This is a genomic window from Enterobacter cloacae complex sp. HYC033_NIDB (assembly GCF_056673335.1).
In genome coordinates, this window is the sequence record NZ_CP115123.1 from 2417562 (window position 1) to 2442555 (window position 24994).

The following is a 24994-nucleotide window of genomic DNA, read 5'->3' on the forward strand; positions in this document are numbered from 1 at the left end:
TGTGAAATGTTTTACCTGAGCCAATTGGTTTTTGCCAGTTCGATCACTTCGTCACCGCGCCCGCTGATGATGGCGCGCAGCATGTAGAGGCTAAAACCTTTGGCCTGTTCCAGCTTGATCTGAGGCGGGATCGCCAGCTCTTCTTTGGCGACCACCACATCCACCAGCACCGGGCCGTCGATGGCGAAGGCGCGTTGCAGGGCGTCGTCCACCTCTGAGGCTTTCTCCACCCGAATACCGGTGATACCGCAGGCTTCGGCGATGCGGGCGAAGTTGGTGTCGTGCAGTTCGGTGCCGTCCGTGAGGTAGCCTCCGGCCTTCATCTCCATTGCCACGAAGCCCAGAACGCTGTTGTTAAAGACCACGATTTTGAGCGGAAGCTTCATCTGCGCCACCGACAGGAAATCCCCCATCAGCATACTGAACCCGCCGTCGCCGCACATCGCCACCACCTGACGTTCCGGTGCCGTCGCCTTTGCACCCAGCGCCTGCGGCATGGCGTTGGCCATTGAGCCATGGTTGAACGACCCAAGCAGGCGACGTTTGCCGTTCATTTTCAGATAGCGCGCGGCCCAGACGGTGGGCGTTCCTACGTCGCAGGTGAAGATGGCATCGTCGTCGGCGAAGTGGCTGATCTGCTGCGCCAGATACTGCGGGTGGATCGCTTTTTCGCTCGGTTTGGCGAGATCGTCCAGCCCCTTGCGCGCATCGCTATAATCGCTCAGGGCTTTATCGAGGAATTTGCGGTCCGTTTTTTCTTCCAGTAGCGGCAGCAGGGCGGCGAGGGTGGATTTGATATCGCCGATAAGCGCCATATCCACCTTGCTGTGCGCGCCGATGCTGCCGGGATTAATGTCGATCTGGATAATTTTGGCATCCGTCGGGTAGAACGCGCGGTACGGGAACTGGGTGCCGAGCAGGATCAGCGTGTCGGCGTTCATCATGGTGTGGAAGCCGCTGGAAAAACCGATCAGCCCGGTCATGCCGACATCGTACGGGTTATCGTATTCAACGTGCTCTTTCCCGCGCAGGGCGTGCACAACTGGCGCCTTCAGCTTACCGGCAAATTCCACCAGCTCTTTATGCGCGCCGGCGCAGCCGCTGCCGCACATCAGGGCGATATTGCTGGAGTATCGCAGCAGCTGTGCCAGCTTTTTCAGCTCTTCTTCGGCAGGGGTAATGGTTGGCTGGGGCGCAGAGTACCAGTGGGTGGTGGCGGTTTCAGGTGCGGCCTTCAGCGCCACGTCCCCCGGCAGCACAACCACCGAAACCCCGCGATTCAGGATCGCCTTACGCATGGCTATCGCCAGCACCTGTGGGATCTGCTCCGGCGATGAGACCAGCTCGCAATAGTGGCTGCATTCACGGAACAGCTCCTGCGGATGCGTCTCCTGAAAATAGCCGCTACCGATTTCAGATGACGGAATGTGAGCCGCAATCGCCAGCACCGGAACATGGTTGCGGTGACAGTCGAACAGACCGTTGATGAGGTGCAGGTTTCCCGGTCCGCAGGAACCTGCACAGACGGCGAGTTCACCCGTAAGCTGCGCTTCGGCACCGGCGGCAAAGGCGGCGACTTCTTCATGGCGGGTGGGCATCCACTCAATAGTTTTCATCTTGTTAAGGCTATCGCTGAGTCCGTTCAGAGAATCGCCAGTGACGCCCCAGATACGCTTTACGCCAGCCTGCTCAAGGGTTTTCGCTATGTATGCAGCCACAGTTTGTTTCATGGTTGTCCGTCTCCTTTTTGTGATATCGCTTACAAGCTTAGAAGAAAGTCGCTGTATTGCCTGCTCAGTATTCCTTAAGTACAGGTGGTTTTTCTGCGCGACGCGCCGCCAGCGGGCTGAGGTTGGGGCGGGAGGAAGCGGGTTTGCAGACCCTTTTTTCCTGATGGTGCATAAGTTGTTGATTTTATATGGTTAGGCTGAAGGGGAATAAAAAAGGGGTTGGAGGGAGTTTTTGAGGTATTGGTTTATCAGACAAAGGGATAGATGTAGATTGCTTCAGTTCACTGCCGGGCAGGCAGCTTAGAAATTACAGAAGCCACCAAAGGATAAGGGAGATGGGTTCACTGCCGGGCAGGCAGCTTAGAAAACCCGCTACCAAAGCACTCAGCCAAAGACAGAGTTCACTGCCGGGCAGGCAGCTTAGAAAAGCGTGTTCTTGAATCCTGCCAGACCATTAACGTTCACTGCCGGGCAGGCAGCTTAGAAATCTAACTGCCAGACTTCCTGGCTTTCTCCCTCGTTCACTGCCGGGCAGGCAGCTTAGAAATACGGCGACACCGACACGCGCCAGCGTGTTTTGTTCACTGCCGGGCAGGCAGCTTAGAAATCTTGCCTGATTTGCTCATGCCTTTAGTCACGGTTCACTGCCGTACAGGCCGTAGGCACAATGTAGGCCGGGTAAACGTAGTGCCACCCGGCAAAAAGCCCGGTGGCGCTGACGCTTACCGGGCCTACAGAGGTTCCAAAGGCAAATGCGCTGGCCTGCATGGGCAAAAAGCCCGGTGGCGCTGACGCTTACCGGGCCTACAGAGGTTCCAAAGGCAAATGCGCTGGCCTGCATGGGCAAAAAGCCCGGTGGCGCTGACGCTTGCCGGGCTTACAGAGGTTCCAAAGGCAAATGCGCTGGCCTGCATGGGCAAAAAGCCCGGTGGCGCTGACGCTTACCGGGCCTACAGGGGTTACAAAGGCATATGCGCTGGCCTGCATGGGCAAAAAGCCCGGTGGCGCTGACGCTTACCGGGCCTACAGGGTTCCAAAGGCAAATGCGCTGGCCTGCATGGGCAAAAAGCCCGGTGGCGTTGATGCTTACCGGGCCTACAGGTGAACCGCGAAAGATTATGCGAGCACAAGATCGCCTTGCGGATGGCACGAACATGCCAGCACATAGCCCTCCGCGATTTCCGCGTCGGTCAGCGTCATGGTGCTGGTGACCGTGTACTCACCGGAAACCACTTTGGTCTTACAGCAACCGCACACCCCGGCGCGACAGGCCGCTGCCACCGGTACGTTGTTGCTTTCCAGCGCTTCAAGCAGCGTGGTGCCCACGCGGCCAAAGAAGGTCTGCGCCGGTTGCAGCTTCGTGAACTTCATCCCGCTGGTCGCCGCTTCAGCTACAGGCGTGAAGAACTGCTCTTTGAAGAAGCGGGTCACGCCGAGCGCTTTCACTTCTTTCTCCACGATCTCCATGTACGGCGCCGGGCCGCAGGTCATCACGATGCGGTTCGCAATATCCGGCACGCTTTGCAGCAGCTCGCGGCTCAGGCGCCCCGCGACAAAACCGTGCGTCGCGTTGTGCTCAGCCACCAGCGTCACCGGATAGTTGCGCCATTCTTCGGCAAAAATCACATCTTCCGGGGAACGAACGCTGAAAATCACCTGCACGTCGGCCTGAGGTCGGTATTTCGCCAGCCAGCGACGCATCGACATAATCGGCGTCACGCCACAGCCCGCCGCCAGCAGCAGGAATTTATCTTCCGTCTTGTCGTCACAGGTAAACTCGCCCTGCGCGTCAGACAGCCAGATGTAATCCCCGCGCTTCACGTCCCGGGTCAGCCACTCGGATCCTGCGCCGTCATCAATACGACGAACGGTGAGCGTAATGTACTCGCTCACGCCCGGCGTGGAGGAGATCGTGTAGGCGCGCAGAGTATCCGCCGAATTACGCACGCTCACCAGCGCATACTGGCCCGCGCGGTACGGATAATAGTCATGGCACAGCAGCGACAGCGTCCACACATCCGGCGTCTCCTGATGGATGTGATGAACCTGCATCCGCCACGGACATTGTGAGGTTGGCATGGTCATGAGTTACTCCTTACGCGCTCAGCAGTTGCTTCATATCATCTTCAACGTTGGTCACAGAACGCAGACCAAATTTCTCGTTCAGGATGGCCAGCAGGTCTGGCGTCAGGAAGCCTGGCGCGGTCGGGCCGGTCACGATATTAGTGACGCCGAGAGAGAGCAGGGTCAGCAGGATGACAATCGCTTTCTGTTCAAACCAGGAGAGCACCAGCGACAGCGGCAGATCGTTCACGCCGCAGCCCAGTTTCTCCGCCAGCGTGACCGCCAGAATAATGGCAGAGTACGCATCGTTACACTGACCCGCATCCACCAGGCGCGGCAGGCCTTCGATGTTGCCGAAGTCCAGCTTGTTGAAACGGTACTTACCGCAGGCCAGGGTCAGGATCAGACAGTCTTCCGGTACGCGGGTGGCGAAATCGGTGAAGTAGTTACGTTCCCCGCGCGCGCCGTCACAGCCGCCGATCAGGAAGATGTGACGCAGTTTTTCACGGCTGACGAGGTCAATCAGGGAATCCGCCGCACCCAGCAGGGTTTCACGACCAAAACCGACGGTGATGAGGTGCGGAATTTCGCTGTACGGGAAGCCTGCCATCTGCTGCGCCTGAGCGATAACCGGACCGAAATCGTCGCCTTCAAGGTGGCTCACGCCCGGCCAGCCGACGATGCTGCGGGTCCAGATACGGTCGTCATACGCGCCGACGGTCGGGTCGATGATGCAGTTAGAGGTCATGACGATTGGGCCAGGGAAGCGGGCAAACTCCACCTGCTGGTTCTGCCAGCCGCTGCCGTAGTTACCGATCAGATGCTTAAATTTACGCAGCTCCGGGTAACCGTGCGCGGGCAGCATTTCGCCGTGGGTATAAACGTTAACGCCGGTGCCTTCGGTCTGCTTCAGCAGGTTGTAGAGATCTTTCAGGTCATGACCGGAGATCAGGATGCATTTGCCTTCGGTCGCTTTGACGTTGACCTGCGTTGGCGTTGGGTGGCCGTAGGTGCTGGTTTCACCGGCATCCAGAATGCTCATCACTTTGAAGTTCATCTGGCCGATTTCCATCGAGCATTCCAGCAGGGCGTTCATATCGGAAGGCCAGGTGCCCAGCCAGGCCATGATTTTGTGGTACTGGGCGTAAATAGCGTTGTCGTACTGGCCGAGTACGTGCGCGTGTTCCATATAGGCCGCAGCACCTTTCAGACCGTACAGGCACAGCAGGCGCAGGCCGAGGATGTTTTCGCCAATCGCCGCTTTGTCTTTATTGGGAGTAAATTCTGCGGCCTGACGCTGTAGCTCGCCCAGGTCGTCGCTCACCAGCTGTAGCTCCGCCATCGGGTTGTCCACGCGGGCGCTGGCGTCGGCATTCAGGCACTGCGCTTTCAGGGCTTCACGCAGGGCAATCGCTTCGCGGGCATAGCCCACAATGCGTGGAGAATCGAAGTTAACGTTAGTCAGCGTGGAGAAAAATGCGCGCGGCGCAAAGCTGTCGACATAGTGATCAACAATGCCATATTCACGGGCTTTGAAGGCCCAGGCGGACAAGCCTTGCAGCGCCGCAATCAGCAGATCCTGGAGATCGGATGTTTCTGCGGTTTTGCCGCACATACCCTGCGCGTAAGAGCAGCCGTTGCCTGCCGGGGTACGGATGGTTTGTTCACATTGCACACAAAACATAATCACACCTGTTAAAGTTATATTTGAGATACATGTTTAAGGTTATGCCTGTGCCACAGCAGAGAAAAGTGCTTTCTTATACTAAGTGGAGGGTTATTGATTTAGCGCAATTTTGGCGGCAGGTTCACTACCGCCAAAGCAGTATCAGGCTGAGAAGAACGCCATCAGAATGGGGACCAGCAGGCTCAGAATAAAGCCGTGTACGATGGCGGCAGGAACCATCTCCAGTCCTCCTGAGCGCTGTAACACCGGCAGGGTAAAGTCCATTGAGGTGGCCCCGCACAGGCCCAGCGCGGTAGAGCGGCTGCGGCGTACCAGGCCGGGGATCAGCATGATGGCTATCAGCTCGCGCGCCAGATCGTTAAAGAAGGCGGCGCTGCCAATCACCGGACCAAACGATTCGGTCAGCAGAATACCGGAGAGCGAATACCAGCCGAAACCGGACGCCATCGCCAGGCTGGTTTTCAGCGGCAGATCGAGAATAAAGGCGTTAATCACTCCCCCCGCCAGTGAGCTGGCCACAACGATAACGGCAACCATCATGCCCCGGCGGTTAAGGACAATCTGTTTCAGCGTCATGCCATTATTTCGCAGCTGAATACCAATCAGGAAGAGCAGGAAAATAAGCGTATATTCGCTGGCTTCCGTTGCGTGCTGTAAAAATGCCCAGCCGGTCAGCCCCAGTAAAAAACCGAGAACCACCACGCCGCATAGTTTTAATGATTCCAGCGCCATCGCAATACGGGAGGGAAGCTTTTCCTGATGGTGGTGATTTTTCCAGGGAATAGTGCGTTCCAGCCAGAACAGCGCAGCAATATTGCACAGCAGAATAACCACTACCGTAACCGCAGAATAATGCAGGATGGAAAGCAAGTTCGTCGCCAGATTATCCAGGAAGGCCAGGCTGATCCCCATAAAGAACAGAATGACGTAAACAATCCAGCTGAGAAAACGATTAATAAGCTTTAAGGCCGATTCATGACGCAGCGGAATAAGGTAGCCCACAATCAGGGGCAGAAGAATGATGAGGAGTCCTGAGAACATGAACAGCCGGTCCTTTTGAGTATCAGTTAAGCGCCAGAGACACTACCCAATAAAGGCTGTGAGGTAAAGCTACAAAAAAAGCCGGGTGGCGGCTGCGCCTTACCCGGCCTACAAAGTGCACACTAACGTAGGTCGGGTAAGCTTTAGCGCCACCCGACATTACAGACCGCACTTAATTAATCGCGTTTTTCCAGCAGGGTGCGATACAGCACGCCGCCCAGAATACCGCCGATAATAGGCATCACCCAGAACAGCCACAGCTGTTCAAGCGCCCAGCCGCCCTGGAAAATAGCCACCGCGGTGCTGCGCGCCGGGTTAACGGAGGTGTTGGTCACCGGAATGGAAATGAGGTGGATCAGCGTCAACGCCAGACCAATAGCGATGGGGGCAAAGCCCGCAGGCGCGTATTTGTCCGTTGCGCCGTGGATCACCAACAGGAAGCCTGCGGTGAGCACAATTTCAATCACGATGGCAGACAGCATCGAGTAGCCGCCTGGAGAGTGTTCGCCGAAGCCGTTCGACGCAAAACCGCTGGCCGCGGCGTCAAACCCGGCTTTTCCGCTGGCAATTACGTACAGCACCGCCGCGGCAATAATACCGCCAATAACCTGGGCAATAATATAGCCAATAATATCTTTCGCCGGGAAACGTCCGCCCGCCCATAATCCTAATGTGACGGCCGGGTTGAAATGACCGCCGGAAATATGCCCCACGGCGAATGCCATGGTTAATACAGTTAAACCGAATGCCAGCGCGACGCCGACAAAGCCAATACCTAATTCCGGAAATGCGGCTGCCAGTACTGCGCTACCGCAACCACCAAACACCAGCCAGAATGTACCAAAGCATTCTGCCGCTAATTTTCTGAACATAACCACCTCAATAATAAACGTCCGCGCCCATTCCTGCGCGCGGGTTATATCGCCATAAAGGGATGACGACTCAAAGAGCCAGTATTTTGAAACCATCAACATCCCTTCGCCACTCAAATAAATTCACTAAATTTGATTTAAGGCAATGTGATGTCAATCCTTGTTCAGATCGGAGGTAATAAGAGCATAGCCCAATAATTAAGGGGGCGTATATTCTGCTGTCGTGACCCACAGCCTGCCGCTATAATGCTGATAACTTGAAGGAAAAAGTGGCCGAATTGCGGGGGATGTATGCTACTCGAACGTGTGGAGATTGTCGGGTTTCGCGGGATTAACCGCCTGTCGCTGCAACTGGAACAGAACAACGTCCTGATAGGCGAAAATGCCTGGGGTAAATCCAGCCTGCTGGATGCCCTGACGCTGCTACTTTCGCCCGAAGAGAACTTGTACCACTTCGTTCATGATGACTTCTGGTTTCCGCCAGGGGATGTCAACGGACGCGAGAAACACCTGCATATCATTCTGACCTTCCGCGAATCCGAGCCCGGTCGCCATCGCGTGCGTCGTTTTCGCCCTATGTCGCCCTGCTGGGTGCCCTGTGAAGATGGTTTCCAGCGTATTTTCTATCGCCTTGAGGGCGAAATGGCGCAAAACGACGGGGTGTTAACCCTGCGTGAATTTCTTGATGAGAAGGGAAATCCGATCCCGCTCGATAATATTGACGAGCTTGCCCGCCATCTTATCCGCCTCTCCCCCGTGCTGCGCTTACGAGACGCGCGCTTTATGCGGCGGATCCGTAACGGCACCGTGCCGAATATGCCCGAGGTGGAGGTGACCGCCCGCGAACTGGATTTCCTCGCCCGTGAACTGGTCTCACGGCCGCAGAACCTCACCGACGGCCAGATCCGTCAGGGACTGTCTGCCATGGTGCAACTGCTGGAGCACTATTTCTCCGAGCAGGGAACGGGGCAGGCGCGCCACCGTCTGATGCGTCGCCGCTCGCACGATGAACAACGAAGCTGGCGCTATCTCGATATTATCAACCGCATGATCGACCGCCCCGGCGGGCGCACGCATCGGGTGATCCTGCTGGGATTATTCTCCACGCTTTTACAGGCGAAAGGGACGGTGCGCCTGGATCGGGACGCGCGCCCGCTGCTGCTGGTGGAAGATCCGGAAACGCGGCTGCACCCGATTATGCTTTCCGTGGCATGGCATCTTCTTAATTTGCTGCCGTTGCAGCGAGTCACCACCACGAATTCCGGAGAGCTGCTCTCTCTGACGCCGGTAGAGTATGTCTGCCGCCTGGTGCGTGAATCGTCGCGGGTCACCGCTTACCGGCTCGGACCCGGCGGGTTAAATGCCGAAGATGGCCGACGAATTGCGTTTCATATCCGTTTTAACCGTGCCTCTTCCCTGTTTGCCCGCTGCTGGTTGCTGGTGGAAGGGGAAACGGAAACCTGGGTGATAAACGAGCTGGCTCGCCAGTGCGGACACCACTTTGATGCCGAAGGGATCAAAGTGATCGAATTTGCTCAGTCTGGCTTAAAACCGCTGATCAAATTTGCGCGCCGGATGGGGATAGAGTGGCACGTACTGGTGGATGGCGATGAGGCGGGTAAAAAATATGCGGCGACCGTGCGCAGCCTGCTCAATAACGATCGTGAAGAGGAGCGGGAACATCTGACCGCGCTGCCTGCGATGGACATGGAGCACTTTATGTACCGCCAGGGATTTGACGACGTCTTTCACCGCGTGGCGATGATCCCGGTAGATGTGCCCATGAATATGCGCCGGGTGATTGCCAAAGCTATCCATCGGTCGTCAAAACCGGATTTGGCCATTGAAGTTGCGACGGAAGCGGGCAGGCGAGGCGTGGAGTCGGTGCCCACGCTGCTGCGTAAAATGTTCTCCCGCGTCCTCTGGCTGGCTCGCGGGAGGGCCGATTAACGGGCAGTCGCCTGCGAAACCTGTTGGATCAGGCTATCAAGCAGGGCATAGCGGCGGCGGTATTCGGACCGTTTTTTACTCGCAATCTCTTCCATCGGTTTGCGTGGCATAGTCAGTGGCAGGGCAAAGTTGCCGTTATCCTGCTGCTGTCCGCCAAGGGAGCGCCAGAAGCTGTCATAGTCAGCCAGCAATTTTCCCTCTTTTTTCTTGCGATAGCGCCAGCTGCGGTAGATGTGGGTGGCGTTACTCACCGCGAGGATCTGCTCGACCGGGAAGGCGCCTGCCAGCGTCATGACCGCTTCAACCAGCAGACGTTTTGGGAACAGTCCGTGACAGGCTTTGGTCGCCAGCTGAATGTGCTCGTGCGGGACATGCGCTTTCGCCCCCTGCATTCCGCCGATGAAGAGCGTTGGCTTGCCCTGGTATGTGCACAGCGTAAAGGTCAGCTCGGCCAGCACCGTGTTCTGGTGGTCGCAAAAAGTGAGGGTCGCTTCCCCTTCTTTGTCCAGAAACGCATCCGCGCTCAGGCGAACGCTAAACTGCTGCTCCTCTTTGCCCGTTAACGTCACCAGCGTGATGCCCTGGCTGGAGAGGTAGCCATTCAGCAGCGACGCCGGAAGATGGCGGCTCATCATCTCATAGTGATCGTTCAATGCGTCCAGCGTAGTCTGGCGGCCCATATTGACGGTCAGCCATGGCCGGTGCAGGCGGCACGGCAGGCCGGGCTGCACGCGCAGGATCTGCATCAGACGGGGCTGTTTTGCAAGGTTTCCAAGCAGGCGCGCAGTGGTGAACGGCGTTGCCAGCGAGCGCAACATAAACTTACGTCGATAGGCCGGATTTTGCCACGCCAGCCCCGGCGTGAGGGAACCCGATGCCAGGCTTTTAAACAGTTGCCAGCCCGATTTAGGCTGGGGCAGCGTTGAATAAGGTGTATCGACGATGGAAGACATGTTAGATCCTGCTTCTGGTGGAATATTGCTATTTCAGCAGGCGCTTTATCAACATCGGGTAAACAATTCCCGACGATTACGGGGATCGAGGGTTTCGTTGAGGAGTGGTTTAGATAAAATCAACGGTGATGATAGCCAGAACAATTATTTGGAATATTTATGAACCTGAAGGGAAAACGCAGAAAGCTGTTTCTGCTGCTGGCGGTAGTGGTGTTAGCGGGCGGATTCTGGTTATGGAAGGTACTGAACGCGCCGGTACCACAGTATCAAACGCTGATTGTTCGTCCTGGCGAGCTGCAACAAAACGTGCTGGCGACGGGGAAACTGGATGCCCTGCGTAAGGTTGACGTGGGCGCGCAGGTCAGCGGTCAGCTTAAAACCCTGTCAGTTGAGATTGGCGATAAGGTTAAAAAAGGCCAGCTGCTGGGCGTGATCGATCCTGAGCAGGCGCAAAACCAGATCCGCGAAGTGGAAGCGACGCTGATGGAGCTGCGCGCGCAGCGCGCTCAGGCTCAGGCGGAGCGTAATCTCGCTCAGGTCACCCTGACGCGCCAGCAGGCGCTGGCGAAAACGCAGGCCATCTCGAAACAGGATCTGGACACCGCCGCCACGGAGCTGGCGGTGAAGCAGGCGCAGATTGGCACCATCGATGCGCAAATCAAGCGGAATCAGGCCTCGCTGGATACGGCGAAAACCAACCTCGATTACACGCAAATCGTTGCGCCAATGGCCGGGGAAGTGACGCAGATCACCACCCTGCAAGGCCAGACGGTCATCGCCGCGCAGCAGGCGCCGAACATCCTGACCCTGGCGGATATGAGCACCATGCTGGTGAAAGCCCAGGTATCCGAAGCGGACGTCATTCACCTTAAACCGGGGCAAAAAGCCTGGTTTACGGTGCTGGGCGATCCGCAAACCCGCTATGAAGGGGTGCTGAAAGATATCCTGCCGACGCCGGAGAAGGTTAACGACGCCATCTTCTACTATGCGCGTTTTGAGGTGCCAAACCCGCAGGGCGTGCTGCGTCTGGACATGACCGCCCAGGTGCATATTCAGCTGACCGGCGTGAAAAACGTGCTGACGGTTCCGCTCTCCGCGCTGGGTGAATCCGCCGGGGACAATCGCTACAAGGTGAAAGTGCTGCGCAACGGCGAAACCCGCGAGCGGGAAGTGGTGATTGGCGCACGTAACGACACCGATGTGGTGGTGGTAAAAGGGCTGGAAGAGGGTGAGGAAGTGGTCACCAGCGAAACCCTGCCCGGAGCCGCGCAATGACGGCGCTGCTTGAGCTGAATGACATTCGTCGCAGCTATCCGTCCGGCGACGGGCCGGTGGAGGTGCTGAAGGGCATCTCCCTGCGCGTTGAAGCCGGTGAGATGGTGGCGATTGTCGGGGCGTCGGGCTCGGGTAAATCAACGCTGATGAACATTCTTGGCTGTCTGGATAAGCCCACCAGCGGCACCTATCGCGTGGCCGGGACGGATGTTTCCACCCTGGACGGCGACGCGCTGGCGAAGCTGCGTCGCGAGCATTTTGGCTTTATTTTTCAGCGTTACCATCTGCTTTCACACCTGAGCGCGGCGCAGAACGTGGAGGTGCCGGCGGTGTATGCGGGCGTCGAGCGCAAAAAACGCCTTGAACGCGCGAAGGCGCTGTTAACGCGTCTTGGGCTGGAGGAGCGTGTTGATTATCAGCCTTCGCAGCTTTCCGGCGGTCAGCAGCAGCGCGTGAGTATTGCCCGTGCGCTGATGAACGGCGGACAGGTGATCCTCGCTGATGAGCCAACCGGTGCGCTCGACAGCCATTCCGGTGAAGAGGTGATGGCGATCCTGCATCAGCTGCTCGATCAGGGGCATACGGTGATTATTGTCACCCACGATCCGCAGGTGGCAGCGCAGGCGGAACGCATCATTGAGATCCACGACGGCGAGCTGGTCAGCAACCCGCCGCCACGTCAGTCCAGAGCGGCGGCGCCGAAAGAAGCCTTACCTGCGTCCACCGGCTGGGGACAGTTCTCCAGCGGCTTTCGTGAAGCGCTGACCATGGCCTGGCTGGCGATGGCGGCCAACAAAATGCGCACCCTGCTGACCATGCTCGGCATCATTATCGGTATTGCCTCGGTGGTGTCGATTGTGGTGGTGGGCGATGCGGCGAAACAGCTGGTGCTGGCGGATATTCGCGCCATCGGGACTAACACCATCGACGTTTACCCCGGCAAAGATTTTGGCGACGACGAGCCGCAGTATCAGCAGGCGCTGAAATACGACGATCTGGCGGCTATTCAGAAGCAGCCGTGGGTGAACTCCGCCACGCCTGCCGTGTCGCAAAACCTGCGTCTGCGCTACGGCAACATCGACGTGGCGGCCAGCGCTAACGGCGTCAGCGGAGATTACTTCAACGTCTACGGCATGACCTTCAGCGAAGGGGCGACCTTCAACGCGGAACAGCTGGCGGGCAGGGCGCAGGTGGTGGTGTTAGACGCTAACTCGCGCAGACAGCTTTTCCCCAATAAAACCCGTGTGGTGGGGGAAGTGATCCTGGTGGGTAACATGCCCGCCACGGTGATTGGTGTGGCGGAAGAGAAACAGTCCATGTTTGGCAGCAGCAAGATCCTGCGCGTCTGGCTGCCGTACAGCACCATTTCCGGGCGCATTATGGGACAGTCCTGGCTCAACTCCATTACCGTGCGAGTGAAAGAGGGCTACGACAGCGCGCTGGCGGAACAGCAGCTCGAGCGGCTGTTAACGTTGCGCCACGGGAAAAAGGATTTCTTCACCTGGAACATGGACGGCCTCTTGAAAACGGCCGAAAAGACCACACGTACTCTTCAGCTGTTCCTGACGCTGGTGGCGGTGATTTCGCTGGTCGTCGGCGGGATAGGGGTGATGAACATTATGCTGGTGTCGGTGACCGAACGTACGCGGGAGATCGGCATTCGCATGGCGGTCGGGGCCAGAGCCAGCGATGTGCTCCAGCAATTTTTGATTGAAGCGGTGCTGGTGTGTCTGGTGGGAGGCGCGATGGGGATTGCGCTCTCGATGATGATCGCCTTCGCGCTCCAGCTCTTTTTACCGGGGTGGGAGATTGGCTTCTCACCGATGGCGATCCTCACCGCGTTTTTGTGCTCCACCTTTACCGGCATTTTGTTTGGCTGGCTGCCGGCACGAAACGCGGCGCGGCTGGATCCGGTGGATGCGCTGGCGCGGGAATAACCCGAAAATAAAAATGCCAGCCGATCGGGCTGGCATTTTGCCTGCGGGGTGTACACAATGAATCAGAGAGCTATGCAACCGTTTCTGCTTCAACGGGCACGATAAGACTGGCGTGATTGCCTTTTGGCCCCTGGTGTACATCGAACCGGACGGACTGCCCGGCTTTGAGCGTCCTGTAACCATCCATCTGAATGGTGGAATAGTGAGCGAAGATATCCTCGCCGCCGCCTTCGGGGCAAATGAAGCCAAACCCCTTGGCGTTGTTGAACCACTTAACAGTACCCATTTCCATGCTTCGACATCCTTCGTAAATCTTATAAATTAAGATGGAATGAACCGGTGGTGGAGTGGGGGCTGTTCAAAACCTCGCCAACTCACGCTTGTACAATTTAGAGAAACGGAAGAAGCCGTCAAGCGTTTGGCGCTGGAGTTGGGACAATAATCAACCAAAATTTGAGGCAGTTAACGCTATTGCAACAGTTTGTGACAGACATCGCGGATGACAGTAATAGATGATTGTTATCTAACATCTGAGGTAGATTCAAAGTGGTTATGCATAATGGGTAAGACCAACGATTGGCTGGATTTTGACCAGCTGGCGGAAGATAAAGTGCGCGACGCGCTAAAACCGCCATCTATGTATAAAGTTATGTTAATGAACGATGATTACACGCCGATGGAATTTGTTATTGACGTGCTACAAAAGTTCTTTTCTTATGATGTTGAACGTGCAACGCAACTGATGCTTACCGTTCATTATCGTGGCAAAGCGATCTGCGGCATCTTTACTGCCGAGGTTGCGGAAACCAAAGTAGCGATGGTGAACGACTATGCAAGGGAGAACGAGCATCCGTTGCTGTGTACGCTGGAAAAGGCCTGATAAGGCATAAAATTGGGGGAGGTGCCTATGCTCAATCAAGAACTGGAACTCAGTTTAAACATGGCTTTCGCCAGAGCGCGTGAGCACCGACATGAGTTTATGACCGTCGAGCACCTGCTGCTCGCACTGCTTAGCAACCCATCTGCCCGCGAAGCGCTGGAAGCCTGCTCCGTGGATCTGGTGGCGCTACGTCAGGAACTCGAAGCCTTCATCGAACAAACTACACCAGTGCTGCCAGCCAGTGAAGAAGAGCGCGACACGCAGCCGACGCTCAGCTTCCAGCGCGTGTTGCAGCGCGCGGTTTTCCACGTCCAGTCTTCCGGACGTAGCGAAGTGACTGGCGCCAATGTCCTGGTCGCCATCTTCAGCGAGCAGGAGTCCCAGGCGGCCTACCTGCTGCGTAAACACGAAGTCAGCCGGCTCGACGTGGTCAACTTCATCTCTCACGGAACGCGAAAAGACGAGCCTAACCAGGCATCGGATCCCAGCGGACAGATCAACAGCAATGAAGAGCAAGCAGGCGGGGAGGATCGTATGGAAAACTTCACCACCAACCTTAACCAGCTTGCTCGCGTTGGCGGTATCGACCCGCTGATTGGTCGCGACAAAGAGCTGGAGCGTGCCATCCAGGTGCTGTGCCGCCGCCGTAAGAACAACCCGCTGCTGGTGGGGGAATCTGGCGTGGGTAAAACCGCGATTGCCGAAGGGCTGGCCTGGCGCATTGTGCAGGGCGACGTGCCGGAAGTGATTGCCGACTGCACCATCTACTCGCTGGATATTGGCTCGCTGCTGGCGGGCACCAAATACCGCGGTGATTTCGAAAAACGTTTCAAAGCGCTGTTAAAACAGCTGGAGCAGGACACCAATAGCATTCTGTTTATCGATGAGATCCACACCATCATCGGCGCAGGTGCGGCCTCCGGTGGCCAGGTGGATGCCGCTAACCTGATCAAACCGCTGCTCTCCAGCGGCAAGATCCGCGTGATGGGCTCCACGACGTACCAGGAGTTCAGCAACATCTTTGAGAAGGATCGTGCGCTGGCGCGTCGTTTCCAGAAAATCGACGTGACCGAGCCGTCGGTTGACGAAACGGTGCAGATCATCAATGGCCTGAAAACCAAGTACGAAGCACACCACGACGTGCGTTACACCGCGAAAGCGGTACGTGCGGCGGTGGAACTGGCGGTGAAATACATCAACGATCGTCATCTGCCGGATAAAGCGATCGACGTGATTGATGAGGCGGGTGCGCGTGCGCGCCTGATGCCAGCCAGCAAGCGTAAGAAAACCGTGAATGTGGCGGATATCGAGTCCGTGGTGGCCCGCATCGCGCGTATTCCTGAGAAGAGCGTTTCTCAGAGCGACCGTGATACGCTGCGCACCCTCGGCAATCGCCTGAAAATGCTGGTCTTTGGTCAGGATAAAGCCATTGAGGCCTTAACCGAAGCGATCAAGATGGCCCGTGCTGGCCTTGGGCATGACCACAAGCCTGTCGGTTCCTTCCTGTTCGCCGGCCCGACCGGGGTGGGTAAAACCGAGGTGACGGTTCAGCTCTCCAAAGCGCTGGGCATTGAGCTGCTGCGCTTTGATATGTCCGAGTATATGGAGCGTCATACCGTCAGCCGTTTGATTGGTGCGCCTCCGGGATACGTGGGCTTTGACCAGGGCGGCCTGCTTACGGACGCGGTTATCAAGCACCCGCACGCGGTACTGCTGCTCGATGAAATCGAGAAAGCGCACCCGGACGTATTCAACATCCTGTTGCAGGTGATGGACAACGGGACGCTGACCGATAACAACGGGCGCAAGGCCGATTTCCGCAACGTGGTGCTGGTGATGACCACCAACGCCGGGGTGCGGGAAACCGAGCGTAAATCCATCGGCCTGATCCACCAGGATAACAGCACCGATGCGATGGAAGAGATCAAGAAGATCTTCACGCCGGAGTTCCGTAACCGTCTGGACAACATTATCTGGTTCGATCATCTGTCTACCGAGGTGATTCATCAGGTGGTGGACAAGTTCATCGTCGAGTTGCAGGTTCAGCTGGATCAGAAAGGCGTGTCGCTGGAAGTGAGCCAGGAGGCCCGCAACTGGCTGGCTGAGAAAGGCTACGACCGTGCGATGGGCGCCCGTCCGATGGCGCGCGTGATTCAGGACAACCTGAAGAAACCGCTGGCGAACGAGCTGCTGTTTGGCTCGCTGGTGGACGGCGGTCAGGTAACGGTGGGGCTGGATCAGGCGAAGAACGAACTGACGTACGATTTCCAGAGTGCGGCGAAGCACAAGCCGGAAGCGGCTCACTGAGTTGTAAGGTAAAAGCAAAACGGCAGCTTCGGTTGCCGTTTTTAATGTTTACAAGTAAAGAGACGTATGGGCACATCAGAAAAAGGACTCTTCGGCGTTCCTTTTTTATGCTACTGCTCTTTCATTCCATGAGTCTTTGAACATTATGTTCCCATCACAGTAAATCCATTCTATTGATTCATAACGAATTTCAATTTCTTCCATATGCTTACTTGCGACTCCTATTGGAAATAAAATTGGAGAAATTCTTGTAATCTTTACGTTTTCCAATTTTATATTAAAATATTCTACTTCTATTCCTGCTTCATTAATTCTGTACATTTTAATTAAAGCTTTTCCAAATGTTCTACCCTGACATACCGCCCTGAATAAATAGGGAGTGAGGCGATCTATCTCTTTTTCAAATGTAATTGGAACATGTAGGCGTGTTCCAGTAAGTTTTCCAGTGTTATAATCTGTAGGAATCCATACAGAATGATTGAACGATTTAAGCTCTGTAGAACCCAATCGTGTAGGCATTAAACATTCACCTGTTATAGGTGAGTTATTTTCATCAGTAAGCCACATATGTGCCGGTATTGTCATTTTTTATCCTTTGTCTCTGAAGCGGAAAGCAATTACAAATACGATAATAAAAATTCCCAGAATAATGTTGTGAGCTATTTTAATATCATCTATATTGGCTGCTACTATACCTGAAAGAAAAGCGGAAAAGATAAATACACCGTACCAGTAAATATCATTGAAACAATCCTGTATAACACTATTAAAGAATTTTTTTAAAAATTTCATGATTGGCTTTAACATGATTACATCATTCTTTTTAGCGCGTTAGTAATTTCAATGTTAGATGCTGTGTTTATATTTAAGTATCCAGCCTTCATAATAATTGGCTCAATAAGAAAATACATCATCTCAAGTTTTTCAACATAAAGTGCATGATAAAATTGTGGCATAAAAATTTTTAATCTATTTGCACTTTCAGAAGCCTTGTTAACAATGCTATAAAGGTTCAATGCAGTAATTGGAATGCCAGCGCGCGCTCCTATTTTTTTAACAAAAGCAGCTTCAACGGAGGCATTCATTTTATTACCATAACAAATGTAAGATACAATGGAATAAATTAAGGCGGATTTTGAGAAGGTTTTTATGGAAATGTTTTTAGTGAATAGTGTTAATCTTTCAAGGATGCTTTTCTTTTCTACTTCATTTTTGCTTTTGAGAACTGTTTCTATATAAATTTTAATCATCCTGAAAATTAAATTCCGATGTATAACTAACTCGCCTAACCCCTGCACGAATCTGACATCTTCATCCTTTAATCGGGTGCAAACATCATGATAATTTTTCGTTAAACATGATGAATAGTATAACAGGCGCGTTGCTGCATCACCGAGGTTATTTAAATAATCAATAACTTCCTCTTTGACCCCGCTCATAGCCTTGTCTAATCTTATGGCTAATTCTTTATCAGTTCCTATTTTATTAATAATATCTTCACTGTAATACATAATGCATTCCTTTTCTTTAATGCGTACATCATCTTATATGGAACGCTTTGAACAAGTGATCGTGCTCTCAATTCTGTTAAATAAGAGAAAAGGCAGTCTTGATATTAACTTAGTAGATGAATAGCCTTAAATAATTAATGCGCTGAATGTATAAGTTATTGGCTGTTTCTATCAGCTTAATTTTCCATTTTAAAAGTGCCTCATTAGGAATAGTTCTTATATCTTTTGATTTGATTTCATTTGCAATTGTTCTTTCGGGTAGAAGGTCGCTATAGGCAACTGTAGAGCGCAGTGTTTTGTAGTGATGATACGATAACTGTCCGGACGCTATAAAATTCGCTTTATGAGCATAAAACAAACAGGTAAGCGTGCTGCTTATTTCTGTGGCTTTGTTTACTCCAGGACAAGGAGTAAATGAAATTTCATTATTGTTTGATCAATTTTTTGATGTCCTTCCTTGTGGGAGAGGGTAAGGGCTTGAGGCTGTTGAGAAATTTTGCGAGGCGCTTTCCAGTTTCGTTCGACGTTTGTTGCTGGATAAAACCACAGTAATAGAATGGCGGCGCACCTGCAAAATCAGGTGCCGGGATTGGCGTCCTGATTACACACATATGGAAAGGTGTTGCTAATGCAACGTCACTGGTTTTGTTCACTCTTTTTTTAGCTGCGGTATAATCCGTATCTTCAAATATGGTGGGCTGAACCGGAGCTTCTTTTGAAGCGCCGATTTTCCATATGGTCGGTACGCCAAACCGGTTCAGTCTGCCACCCGAAGTTGGCGTTTCTGGTGGTAGTTTTCAGCTCTTAATATGGAAATTATGAATATGGAAAACCAGTCTATCTCCCAACTTTATAGTGAACTCTCCCTCAATCCCGATTTCCCAGCCCTCGTCGAGCGCTGTAATTTGCTCACTGAAATCCTGCTGGACTGCCATTCGCTCCCGCAAACGCAGCCCGTTTGCCGTTGTCTTGGTGCTTATCTGGACGTAGTCAAAACTGAACTCGCAGAATCAATGAGTGATTTCCGGGTGGTTGAATTTGACGACGAGGCGGAACGGCCGAAGGGCAATGAGTGGCTGCTGGAAGATACTGAAATTAAGTGCGATTACTGCCGGGCATTAAACCACGTGCTGCTGGTGTCGCATTTTGACCGCGAGATGCTGCCCCATCTGACAGGATTGCTGCATGACATTACACATTCGATGGCGGCAGATGTGGTTGCACCTGAATGTGGAAAGCCTGTAATTCATATCATTAATTAGGTTTAGTGTCGTGCGTCGGGGGAGGGGCTCCGGCGCGGTATGGCGAAACCCTTTTTTCGAGCGGTTCTTTAAGTTATTGATTTTTATTGTGCGAATAAAGGCCGCAGAAAAAAGGGTTTGAGGTAGATATGTTGATTATTTTCTTTTCGAACAATAAGATGGCGAAGATTTCTTCCAGTTCACTGCCGTGCAGGCAGCTTAGAAATGATGCAAGATAACACCGCCACTATGACGATGGTTCACTGCCGTGCAGGCAGCTTAGAAATCCATTATACGCATTGGGCCTAGTACGTCAAATTTCACTGCCGTGCAGGCAGCTTAGAAACTATACCGCGGGCGGTGATTATTTCCCTTTTCGTTCACTGCCGTGCAGGCAGCTTAGAAAGCACTGTTTAATGATCAACGGCCTGTAGCGTTGTTCACTGCCGTGCAGGCAGCTTAGAAACATTGATCGCACAAAGAAACTTCCAGATGGAGCGTTCACTGCCGTGCAGGCAGCTTAGAAATGCGGTAATTGTCGGTACCGGTTCAGTGACTTGTTCACTGCCGTGCAGGCAGCTTAGAAATCGTCAGCATCATCAGGCGCTTCTGAGGGCTTGTTCACTGCCGTGCAGGCAGCTTAGAAATTCGCCAAAGCGCTGGCCGTCCATAACGATGATGTTCACTGCCGTGCAGGCAGCTTAGAAATTGCGGGGTGGCGGGATTCCGAGCACCCGCATGTTCACTGCCGTGCAGGCAGCTTAGAAACATGCCGCGGAGTAACTAACGTGATATCCCTTGTTCACTGCCGTGCAGGCAGCTTAGAAACATAGCCTTGCTGATGATTGACTCAGCCCATTGTTCACTGCCGTGCAGGCAGCTTAGAAAGATAACGATCCCCCAGACGACTGAAGAGCTCAGTTCACTGCCGTGCAGGCAGCTTAGAAATCTATTTTCCCAGTCAAGGTAAACAGATAACCGTTCACTGCCGTGCAGGCAGCTTAGAAAGCAACCGCATTGGCCCTGCTTATCACCATGTTGTTCACCACCGTACAGGCAGCATACTCCCCAAACATTCACTCCAGCTATTTTAAAACCCATAATCATCACCACAATCCTCTTTGTATTTTAAATAAACTCAATACTCATTCACCCCACAACCATATTTCCTCATATATATTATTCACAAAAATAATGCATTAAATACGTCAGAGGTTTTTTATCTCGATATTCCGACAATTATTATTCATTTGATACGCGTCACATTTGTCTTCATCTAATCTCCGCTAACATACCTCGCATTCAACATATTGAAATAAAAAGCACTTGCTATGCCAGCGAACAGCATTACCCCATCCGACTTAAAAACCATTCTTCATTCAAAACGTGCCAATATCTATTACCTGGAAAAATGCCGTATTCAGGTAAATGGTGGACGCGTTGAATATGTCACTCAGGAAGGTAAAGAGTCTTTTTACTGGAATATTCCCATCGCTAATACGACGGCAGTAATGTTGGGAATGGGAACATCCGTGACGCAAATGGCGATGCGGGAGTTCGCGCGAGCGGGCGTGATGGTCGGTTTTTGTGGCACGGATGGCACGCCACTCTATTCCGCGAATGAAGTGGATATTGATGTCTCCTGGCTATGCCCGCAGAGTGAATATCGCCCGACGGAATATTTACAGAACTGGGTCTCCTTCTGGTTTAATGAAGAAAAGCGCTTGCAGGCGGCAAAACACTTTCAGTTTATTCGATTACAACAAATTGAAAAACAGTGGTCAGGGTTGCGGATGCAGCGCGAAATGGCCTTTCAGCCAGATAAAGATGCTCTGAATACTCTCCTCGAACGTGCCAGACAGGGTATGGAAAAGGCTCAGGACCACACCTCTCTGATGCTCCAGGAAGCCCAGCTCACGAAATCGCTCTATAAACTAACCAGCCAGACGACAGGTTACGGCAATTTTACCCGAGCCAAACGGGGTGGCGGGGCGGATATGGCAAACCGTTTTCTCGATCAGGGTAATTATCTGGCCTACGGGCTGGCGGCGGTCGCGGCCTGGGTGACGGGCATTCCGCACGGTCTGGCGGTGATGCATGGCAAAACCCGACGCGGCGGGCTGGTTTTTGATATTGCCGATTTAATCAAAGACGCCCTCGTTATGCCGCAGGCATTTATTGCGGCTATGGAGGGTGAAGATAATCAACAGTTTCGCCAGCGCTGTATTAATGCCTTTCAGCAGGCCGATGCGCTGGATGTGATGATTACCACGTTGCAGGAAACCTCGCAGTCGCTGGCGGGGAGCACAAAATGAATGTGCTGATTATCTCTCGGTGTACCAAACGTGCGCGCGAGCAAAGCTGTCAGATTATCGATCAGTTTGCTGAGCGCACTGGAGACGCGGCGTGGCAGACGACGATTACGATGGAAGGTGCCATAACACTGCGCAAGCTGCTGCGTAAAACTGCGCGACGTAATACCGCCGTGGCCTGCCACTGGCTGAAAAAAAACGGTCAAACCGAACTGCTGTGGATAGTCGGGAATTTGCGTCGCTTTAACGCGCAAGGGCGCGTGCCAACAAATCGTACGACGCTGCAAATTATCCGCAATGACAGCGAACACCGCTGGCAAAGTGCAGAAAGCATCGCCTTGCTGGCGGCCATCGCTGGGCTGTTTCACGATTTTGGCAAAGCGGGGATGTGCTTCCAGCAAACGCTGCTGAAAGAGAGTAAGCACCGTTTTCAGCCATACCGACACGAATGGATTTCGGTGCGTCTGTTTCAGGCTTTTGTCGGGCAACAAACCGATGCGCAGTGGCTAGCCTCGCTGGAACATCTCAAGGCAACTGACGAAAAAGCCATGCTGAAAGCCCTGACGATGGATACGCCGGAAAAAAGCGGCAGTCCGCTGGGTCACCTGCCCCCTCTGGCGCGAGTGGTGGCCTGGCTGATGCTGTCGCACCATCGTTTACCGCAGTCCCATTCGGCAGAGCCACAATTACTGTACTGCGATGGCTGGCTTGAGCGACAGCTGAACGCAGACTGGAACTCGCTTAATCATAAATCCACCGAAAAACATCAGTGGAAAGAGCGTGATTTAAAAAATGTCTGGAAATTCCCTCACGGCACGCCGCTAAGAAGTAAAACCTGGCGCGAGAAAGCCCGACAGATTGGCAAACGTATCAGGAATACCCCCGCGTTACTTGACTTTGGGTCGCTTGATAACCTGTTTACTCTCCACCTTGCGCGTCTGTCGCTGATGCTGGCAGATCATTTCTACTCGTCGCAGCCTGCGTATTCAGGTTGGCAGGACGACGCTGTCCAGATCTGGGCCAACAGTAATCCCGAGCCTAACCAAAAGCTGGATGAACATAACGTGGGCGTGGCGCATCATGCTCTGCTGATGGGTCGTTCCCTTCCCACATTACGGCGCGCATTACCCGCCATCGCCCGACATAAAGCGTTCAGGGAAAGGGCGAAAGATCCGCGTTTTTTCTGGCAAAACAAGGCCTGGGATGTCGCCTCTTCGCTACGGGATAAAAGTGCTGAGCAGGGCTTTTTTGGCATCAATATGGCCTCGACCGGATGCGGTAAAACCTTTGCCAACGCCCGGATTATGTACGCTCTGGCAGACGAGCAGGAGGGATGCCGCTTTAGCGTCGCGCTGGGGTTGCGGACCTTAACGCTACAGACGGGACATGCGTTGCAGTCTCGCCTGGGGCTGGACGATGACACACTGGCCGTCGTGACCGGTGCGGCAGCGGTGAAGGAGCTTTACCAGGGGAACGATACGGAAGATAACAACAGCGCCAGCGATGAAGCGTTTTTCGCCAGCCATCATTATGTCCATTATGAAGGCGCGACGAGCGGCGGCACGGCGCAGCAGTGGCTGTCGAAAGAACCCGCGCTTAATCGCCTGGTCAGCGCGCCGGTGCTGGTGACAACGATCGATCACCTGATGCCGGCAACGGAAGGCGTGCGTGGCGGCAGGCAGATCCCTGCCATGCTGCGTCTGCTGACCAGCGATCTGGTGCTTGATGAGCCTGACGATTTCGACATTGATGATTTGCACGCCCTTTGTCGACTGGTGAACTGGGCCGGAATGCTCGGTTCCCGGGTGCTGCTTTCCTCCGCGACGCTGCCGCCCGCGCTAACGGAAGCGCTGTTTGAAGCCTATCGGGAAGGGCGCAAAGCCTGGCAGGCCGCATGCGGTCAGTCTGACAGACCGATGAATATCTGCTGCGCCTGGTTTGATGAGTATTGCGCGCAGTCGCAGGACGTGGCCGACGACGCGCATTTTCACCGGGCGCATGGCGATTTTGTTCGCCAGCGGATCAAACGTCTGCCTGACCAGCCGCGGCTTCGTCTGGGGAAACTGGCTGCCGTGGAGCCGCAATCTTCCAGCAAGACAGATGTTGTCTCCGCGCTGGCGCAGACGCTACGCCAGCAAATGATCGCGCTGCACGGCCTTCATCACAGCACGCATAACGCTGGCAAAACCGTGTCGTTTGGTCTGGTGCGGATGGCCAATATCAATCCGCTGGTTGCCGTCGCGCAAACGCTGATGGCATTACCCTCCCCGGATAATTACAGCATCCATTACTGCGTTTATCACAGCCAGCATCCGCTGGCGGTGCGGGCGGCGATTGAAAAACGACTCGATTGTGCATTTACGCGGCACGCGCCGGAGCGGATCTGGCAGTTGCCTGAAGTTAAGCAGGCGCTGGCATCGCAGGAACAACATCATCTTTTTGTCGTGCTCGGAACATCCGTTCTGGAGGTCGGGCGCGATTTTGATGCCGACTGGGGGATTATTGAGCCGAGCTCAATGCGTTCACTTATTCAGTTTGCGGGACGTATTCAGCGCCATCGTCAGATCGCTCCTGAGAGCGAAAACCTGGTAATTCTGGATCGCAACGTCCGCGCCCTTCACGGGGAAAAGGTTGCCTACTGCCGACCCGGTTTTGAAACCGGGCAGCATCTGCTGCTTCATCATGACCTCCATGCACTGATCGATGAAGAAGGCTATCGCACCCTGAATGCGATCCCGCGCATCGCTGAGGATGTTCCCGGCAATGCCCTTGCGGCGCTGGAGCACACCCGGTTGCGTGCCGCACTGCTGGAAGGCGGCGATAAATCAGATGCGGTCGCCGCATTGTGGTGGCGGTTGCCGCTGACCTGGAACGGTGAGCTTCAGAAACGGACACCATTTCGACGCGCTTCAGCTCAGGCCTCGTTCTTTTTGAGTATGGAAGAGGAGGGTGATGAACCTGAATTTTGCCTGATGCAGGAAGACGGGGTGTTAAAACCTGCGGGACGATTTTGCATACAGCCGTTATTCATGGCTGATGGCGTTGAGCCGTGGATTGCAATTGATTATGCCGAGGTATTACAGGCGCTGGCGGATGAGAAGCAGATGGAGTTGGCTGTGGTGTCGCGACGGTATGGCGAAATCACGCTGAGGGACGAAAGAAAAGAAAAGGCAGAGGAATGGCTGTATCACCAGGTATTGGGTGTATTCAGGGAATATCTCTAAGAGTCAGGAG

The 24994-nt window shown here is 54.0% G+C and carries 19 protein-coding genes and 2 CRISPR repeat arrays; of the genes, 8 read left to right on the top strand and 11 right to left on the bottom strand.

Annotation, left to right across the window (positions count from 1 at the left end):
• Nucleotides 1-11 precede the first annotated feature (11 nt).
• From poxB to aqpZ, 6 genes are all read right to left on the bottom strand, one after another.
• Complete coding sequence (gene poxB, locus O1721_RS11535; RefSeq protein ID WP_032647865.1) at nucleotides 12-1730, bottom strand: ubiquinone-dependent pyruvate dehydrogenase; 1719 nt, start codon at nucleotides 1728-1730, stop codon at nucleotides 12-14.
• Nucleotides 1731-2009: 279 nt separating this feature from the next.
• A CRISPR array of direct repeats spans nucleotides 2010-2337; the repeat unit is 28 nt; unit sequence GTTCACTGCCGGGCAGGCAGCTTAGAAA.
• A 23-nt stretch (nucleotides 2338-2360) separates the two neighbouring features.
• On the bottom strand, nucleotides 2361-2498 hold the full coding sequence (locus O1721_RS11540) for a hypothetical protein (protein ID WP_154232877.1): 138 nt from the start codon (nucleotides 2496-2498) through the stop codon (nucleotides 2361-2363).
• 348 nt (nucleotides 2499-2846) lie between these two features.
• On the bottom strand, nucleotides 2847-3815 hold the full coding sequence (hcr, locus tag O1721_RS11545) for an NADH oxidoreductase (RefSeq protein ID WP_017384848.1): 969 nt from the start codon (nucleotides 3813-3815) through the stop codon (nucleotides 2847-2849).
• Between the two features lie 10 nt (nucleotides 3816-3825).
• Nucleotides 3826-5478 carry a hydroxylamine reductase gene (gene hcp, locus O1721_RS11550; RefSeq protein WP_017384847.1) on the bottom strand — a complete coding sequence of 551 codons (1653 nt, stop codon included), beginning with the start codon at nucleotides 5476-5478 and terminating at the stop codon, nucleotides 3826-3828.
• A 144-nt stretch (nucleotides 5479-5622) separates the two neighbouring features.
• Entirely contained in the window at nucleotides 5623-6522 is a 900-nt protein-coding gene (locus O1721_RS11555; RefSeq protein ID WP_015570988.1) for a LysO family transporter, read from the bottom strand.
• Nucleotides 6523-6698: 176 nt separating this feature from the next.
• A complete protein-coding gene (gene aqpZ, locus O1721_RS11560; protein WP_026080729.1) occupies nucleotides 6699-7394 on the bottom strand; it encodes an aquaporin Z in 696 nt (231 codons plus the stop codon).
• 291 nt (nucleotides 7395-7685) lie between these two features.
• Between aqpZ and O1721_RS11565 the strand changes: the two genes are divergently transcribed.
• A complete protein-coding gene (locus O1721_RS11565; protein ID WP_017693708.1) occupies nucleotides 7686-9344 on the top strand; it encodes an ATP-dependent endonuclease in 1659 nt (552 codons plus the stop codon).
• Here the strand turns inward: O1721_RS11565 and O1721_RS11570 are convergent.
• Nucleotides 9341-10297: a VirK/YbjX family protein gene (locus O1721_RS11570; protein WP_017693707.1), complete on the bottom strand. Its 957-nt coding sequence runs from the start codon at nucleotides 10295-10297 to the stop codon at nucleotides 9341-9343. The two genes, O1721_RS11565 and O1721_RS11570, sit on opposite strands and share 4 nt — an antisense overlap.
• A gap of 159 nt (nucleotides 10298-10456) precedes the next feature.
• On the opposite strand from O1721_RS11570, the gene macA reads away from it, so the two are divergent.
• The gene (gene macA / locus O1721_RS11575) at nucleotides 10457-11572 is read left to right on the top strand and encodes a macrolide transporter subunit MacA (RefSeq protein WP_017384842.1); all 1116 of its coding nucleotides are present in this window, start codon (nucleotides 10457-10459) and stop codon (nucleotides 11570-11572) included.
• Nucleotides 11569-13509: a macrolide ABC transporter ATP-binding protein/permease MacB gene (gene macB, locus O1721_RS11580; protein ID WP_032647870.1), complete on the top strand. Its 1941-nt coding sequence runs from the start codon at nucleotides 11569-11571 to the stop codon at nucleotides 13507-13509. Before macA ends, macB begins: the two co-directional genes overlap by 4 nt.
• 70 nt (nucleotides 13510-13579) lie before the next feature.
• Here the strand turns inward: macB and cspD are convergent, their stop codons facing one another.
• On the bottom strand, nucleotides 13580-13801 hold the full coding sequence (cspD, locus tag O1721_RS11585; RefSeq protein ID WP_006809408.1) for a cold shock-like protein CspD: 222 nt from the start codon (nucleotides 13799-13801) through the stop codon (nucleotides 13580-13582).
• A gap of 267 nt (nucleotides 13802-14068) precedes the next feature.
• Here cspD and clpS point away from each other — a divergent pair, with 267 nt between their 5' ends.
• Nucleotides 14069-14389, top strand: coding sequence for an ATP-dependent Clp protease adapter ClpS (clpS, locus tag O1721_RS11590; protein WP_006174393.1), 321 nt, complete (start codon nucleotides 14069-14071; stop codon nucleotides 14387-14389).
• Nucleotides 14390-14416: 27 nt separating this feature from the next.
• The gene (gene clpA / locus O1721_RS11595) at nucleotides 14417-16696 is read left to right on the top strand and encodes an ATP-dependent Clp protease ATP-binding subunit ClpA (protein ID WP_006809407.1); all 2280 of its coding nucleotides are present in this window, start codon (nucleotides 14417-14419) and stop codon (nucleotides 16694-16696) included.
• 105 nt (nucleotides 16697-16801) lie between these two features.
• Here the strand turns inward: clpA and O1721_RS11600 are convergent, their stop codons facing one another.
• Genes O1721_RS11600 through O1721_RS11610 form a run of 3 tightly spaced genes read right to left on the bottom strand, consistent with a single transcriptional unit; the run spans nucleotide 16802 to nucleotide 18207 of the window.
• Complete coding sequence (locus O1721_RS11600; protein ID WP_072026006.1) at nucleotides 16802-17281, bottom strand: Hcp family type VI secretion system effector; 480 nt, start codon at nucleotides 17279-17281, stop codon at nucleotides 16802-16804.
• 3 nt (nucleotides 17282-17284) lie between these two features.
• On the bottom strand, nucleotides 17285-17503 hold the full coding sequence (locus O1721_RS11605; RefSeq protein ID WP_032647873.1) for a hypothetical protein: 219 nt from the start codon (nucleotides 17501-17503) through the stop codon (nucleotides 17285-17287).
• Between the two features lie 2 nt (nucleotides 17504-17505).
• A complete protein-coding gene (locus tag O1721_RS11610; protein ID WP_032647875.1) occupies nucleotides 17506-18207 on the bottom strand; it encodes a hypothetical protein in 702 nt (233 codons plus the stop codon).
• Nucleotides 18208-19025: 818 nt separating this feature from the next.
• Between O1721_RS11610 and O1721_RS11615 the strand changes: the two genes are divergently transcribed.
• The 3 genes from O1721_RS11615 to cas3f all read left to right on the top strand — a co-directional run bounded on the left by O1721_RS11615 (nucleotide 19026) and on the right by cas3f (nucleotide 24984).
• Nucleotides 19026-19469, top strand: coding sequence for a hypothetical protein (locus O1721_RS11615; protein ID WP_032647876.1), 444 nt, complete (start codon nucleotides 19026-19028; stop codon nucleotides 19467-19469).
• Between the two features lie 177 nt (nucleotides 19470-19646).
• A CRISPR array of direct repeats spans nucleotides 19647-20456; the repeat unit is 28 nt; unit sequence GTTCACTGCCGTGCAGGCAGCTTAGAAA.
• Between the two features lie 323 nt (nucleotides 20457-20779).
• The gene (cas1f, locus tag O1721_RS11620; RefSeq protein ID WP_032647877.1) at nucleotides 20780-21763 is read left to right on the top strand and encodes a type I-F CRISPR-associated endonuclease Cas1f; all 984 of its coding nucleotides are present in this window, start codon (nucleotides 20780-20782) and stop codon (nucleotides 21761-21763) included.
• Complete coding sequence (gene cas3f / locus O1721_RS11625) at nucleotides 21760-24984, top strand: type I-F CRISPR-associated helicase Cas3f (protein ID WP_032647878.1); 3225 nt, start codon at nucleotides 21760-21762, stop codon at nucleotides 24982-24984. The genes cas1f and cas3f overlap by 4 nt, the downstream gene beginning before the upstream one ends.
• Nucleotides 24985-24994 lie beyond the last annotated feature (10 nt).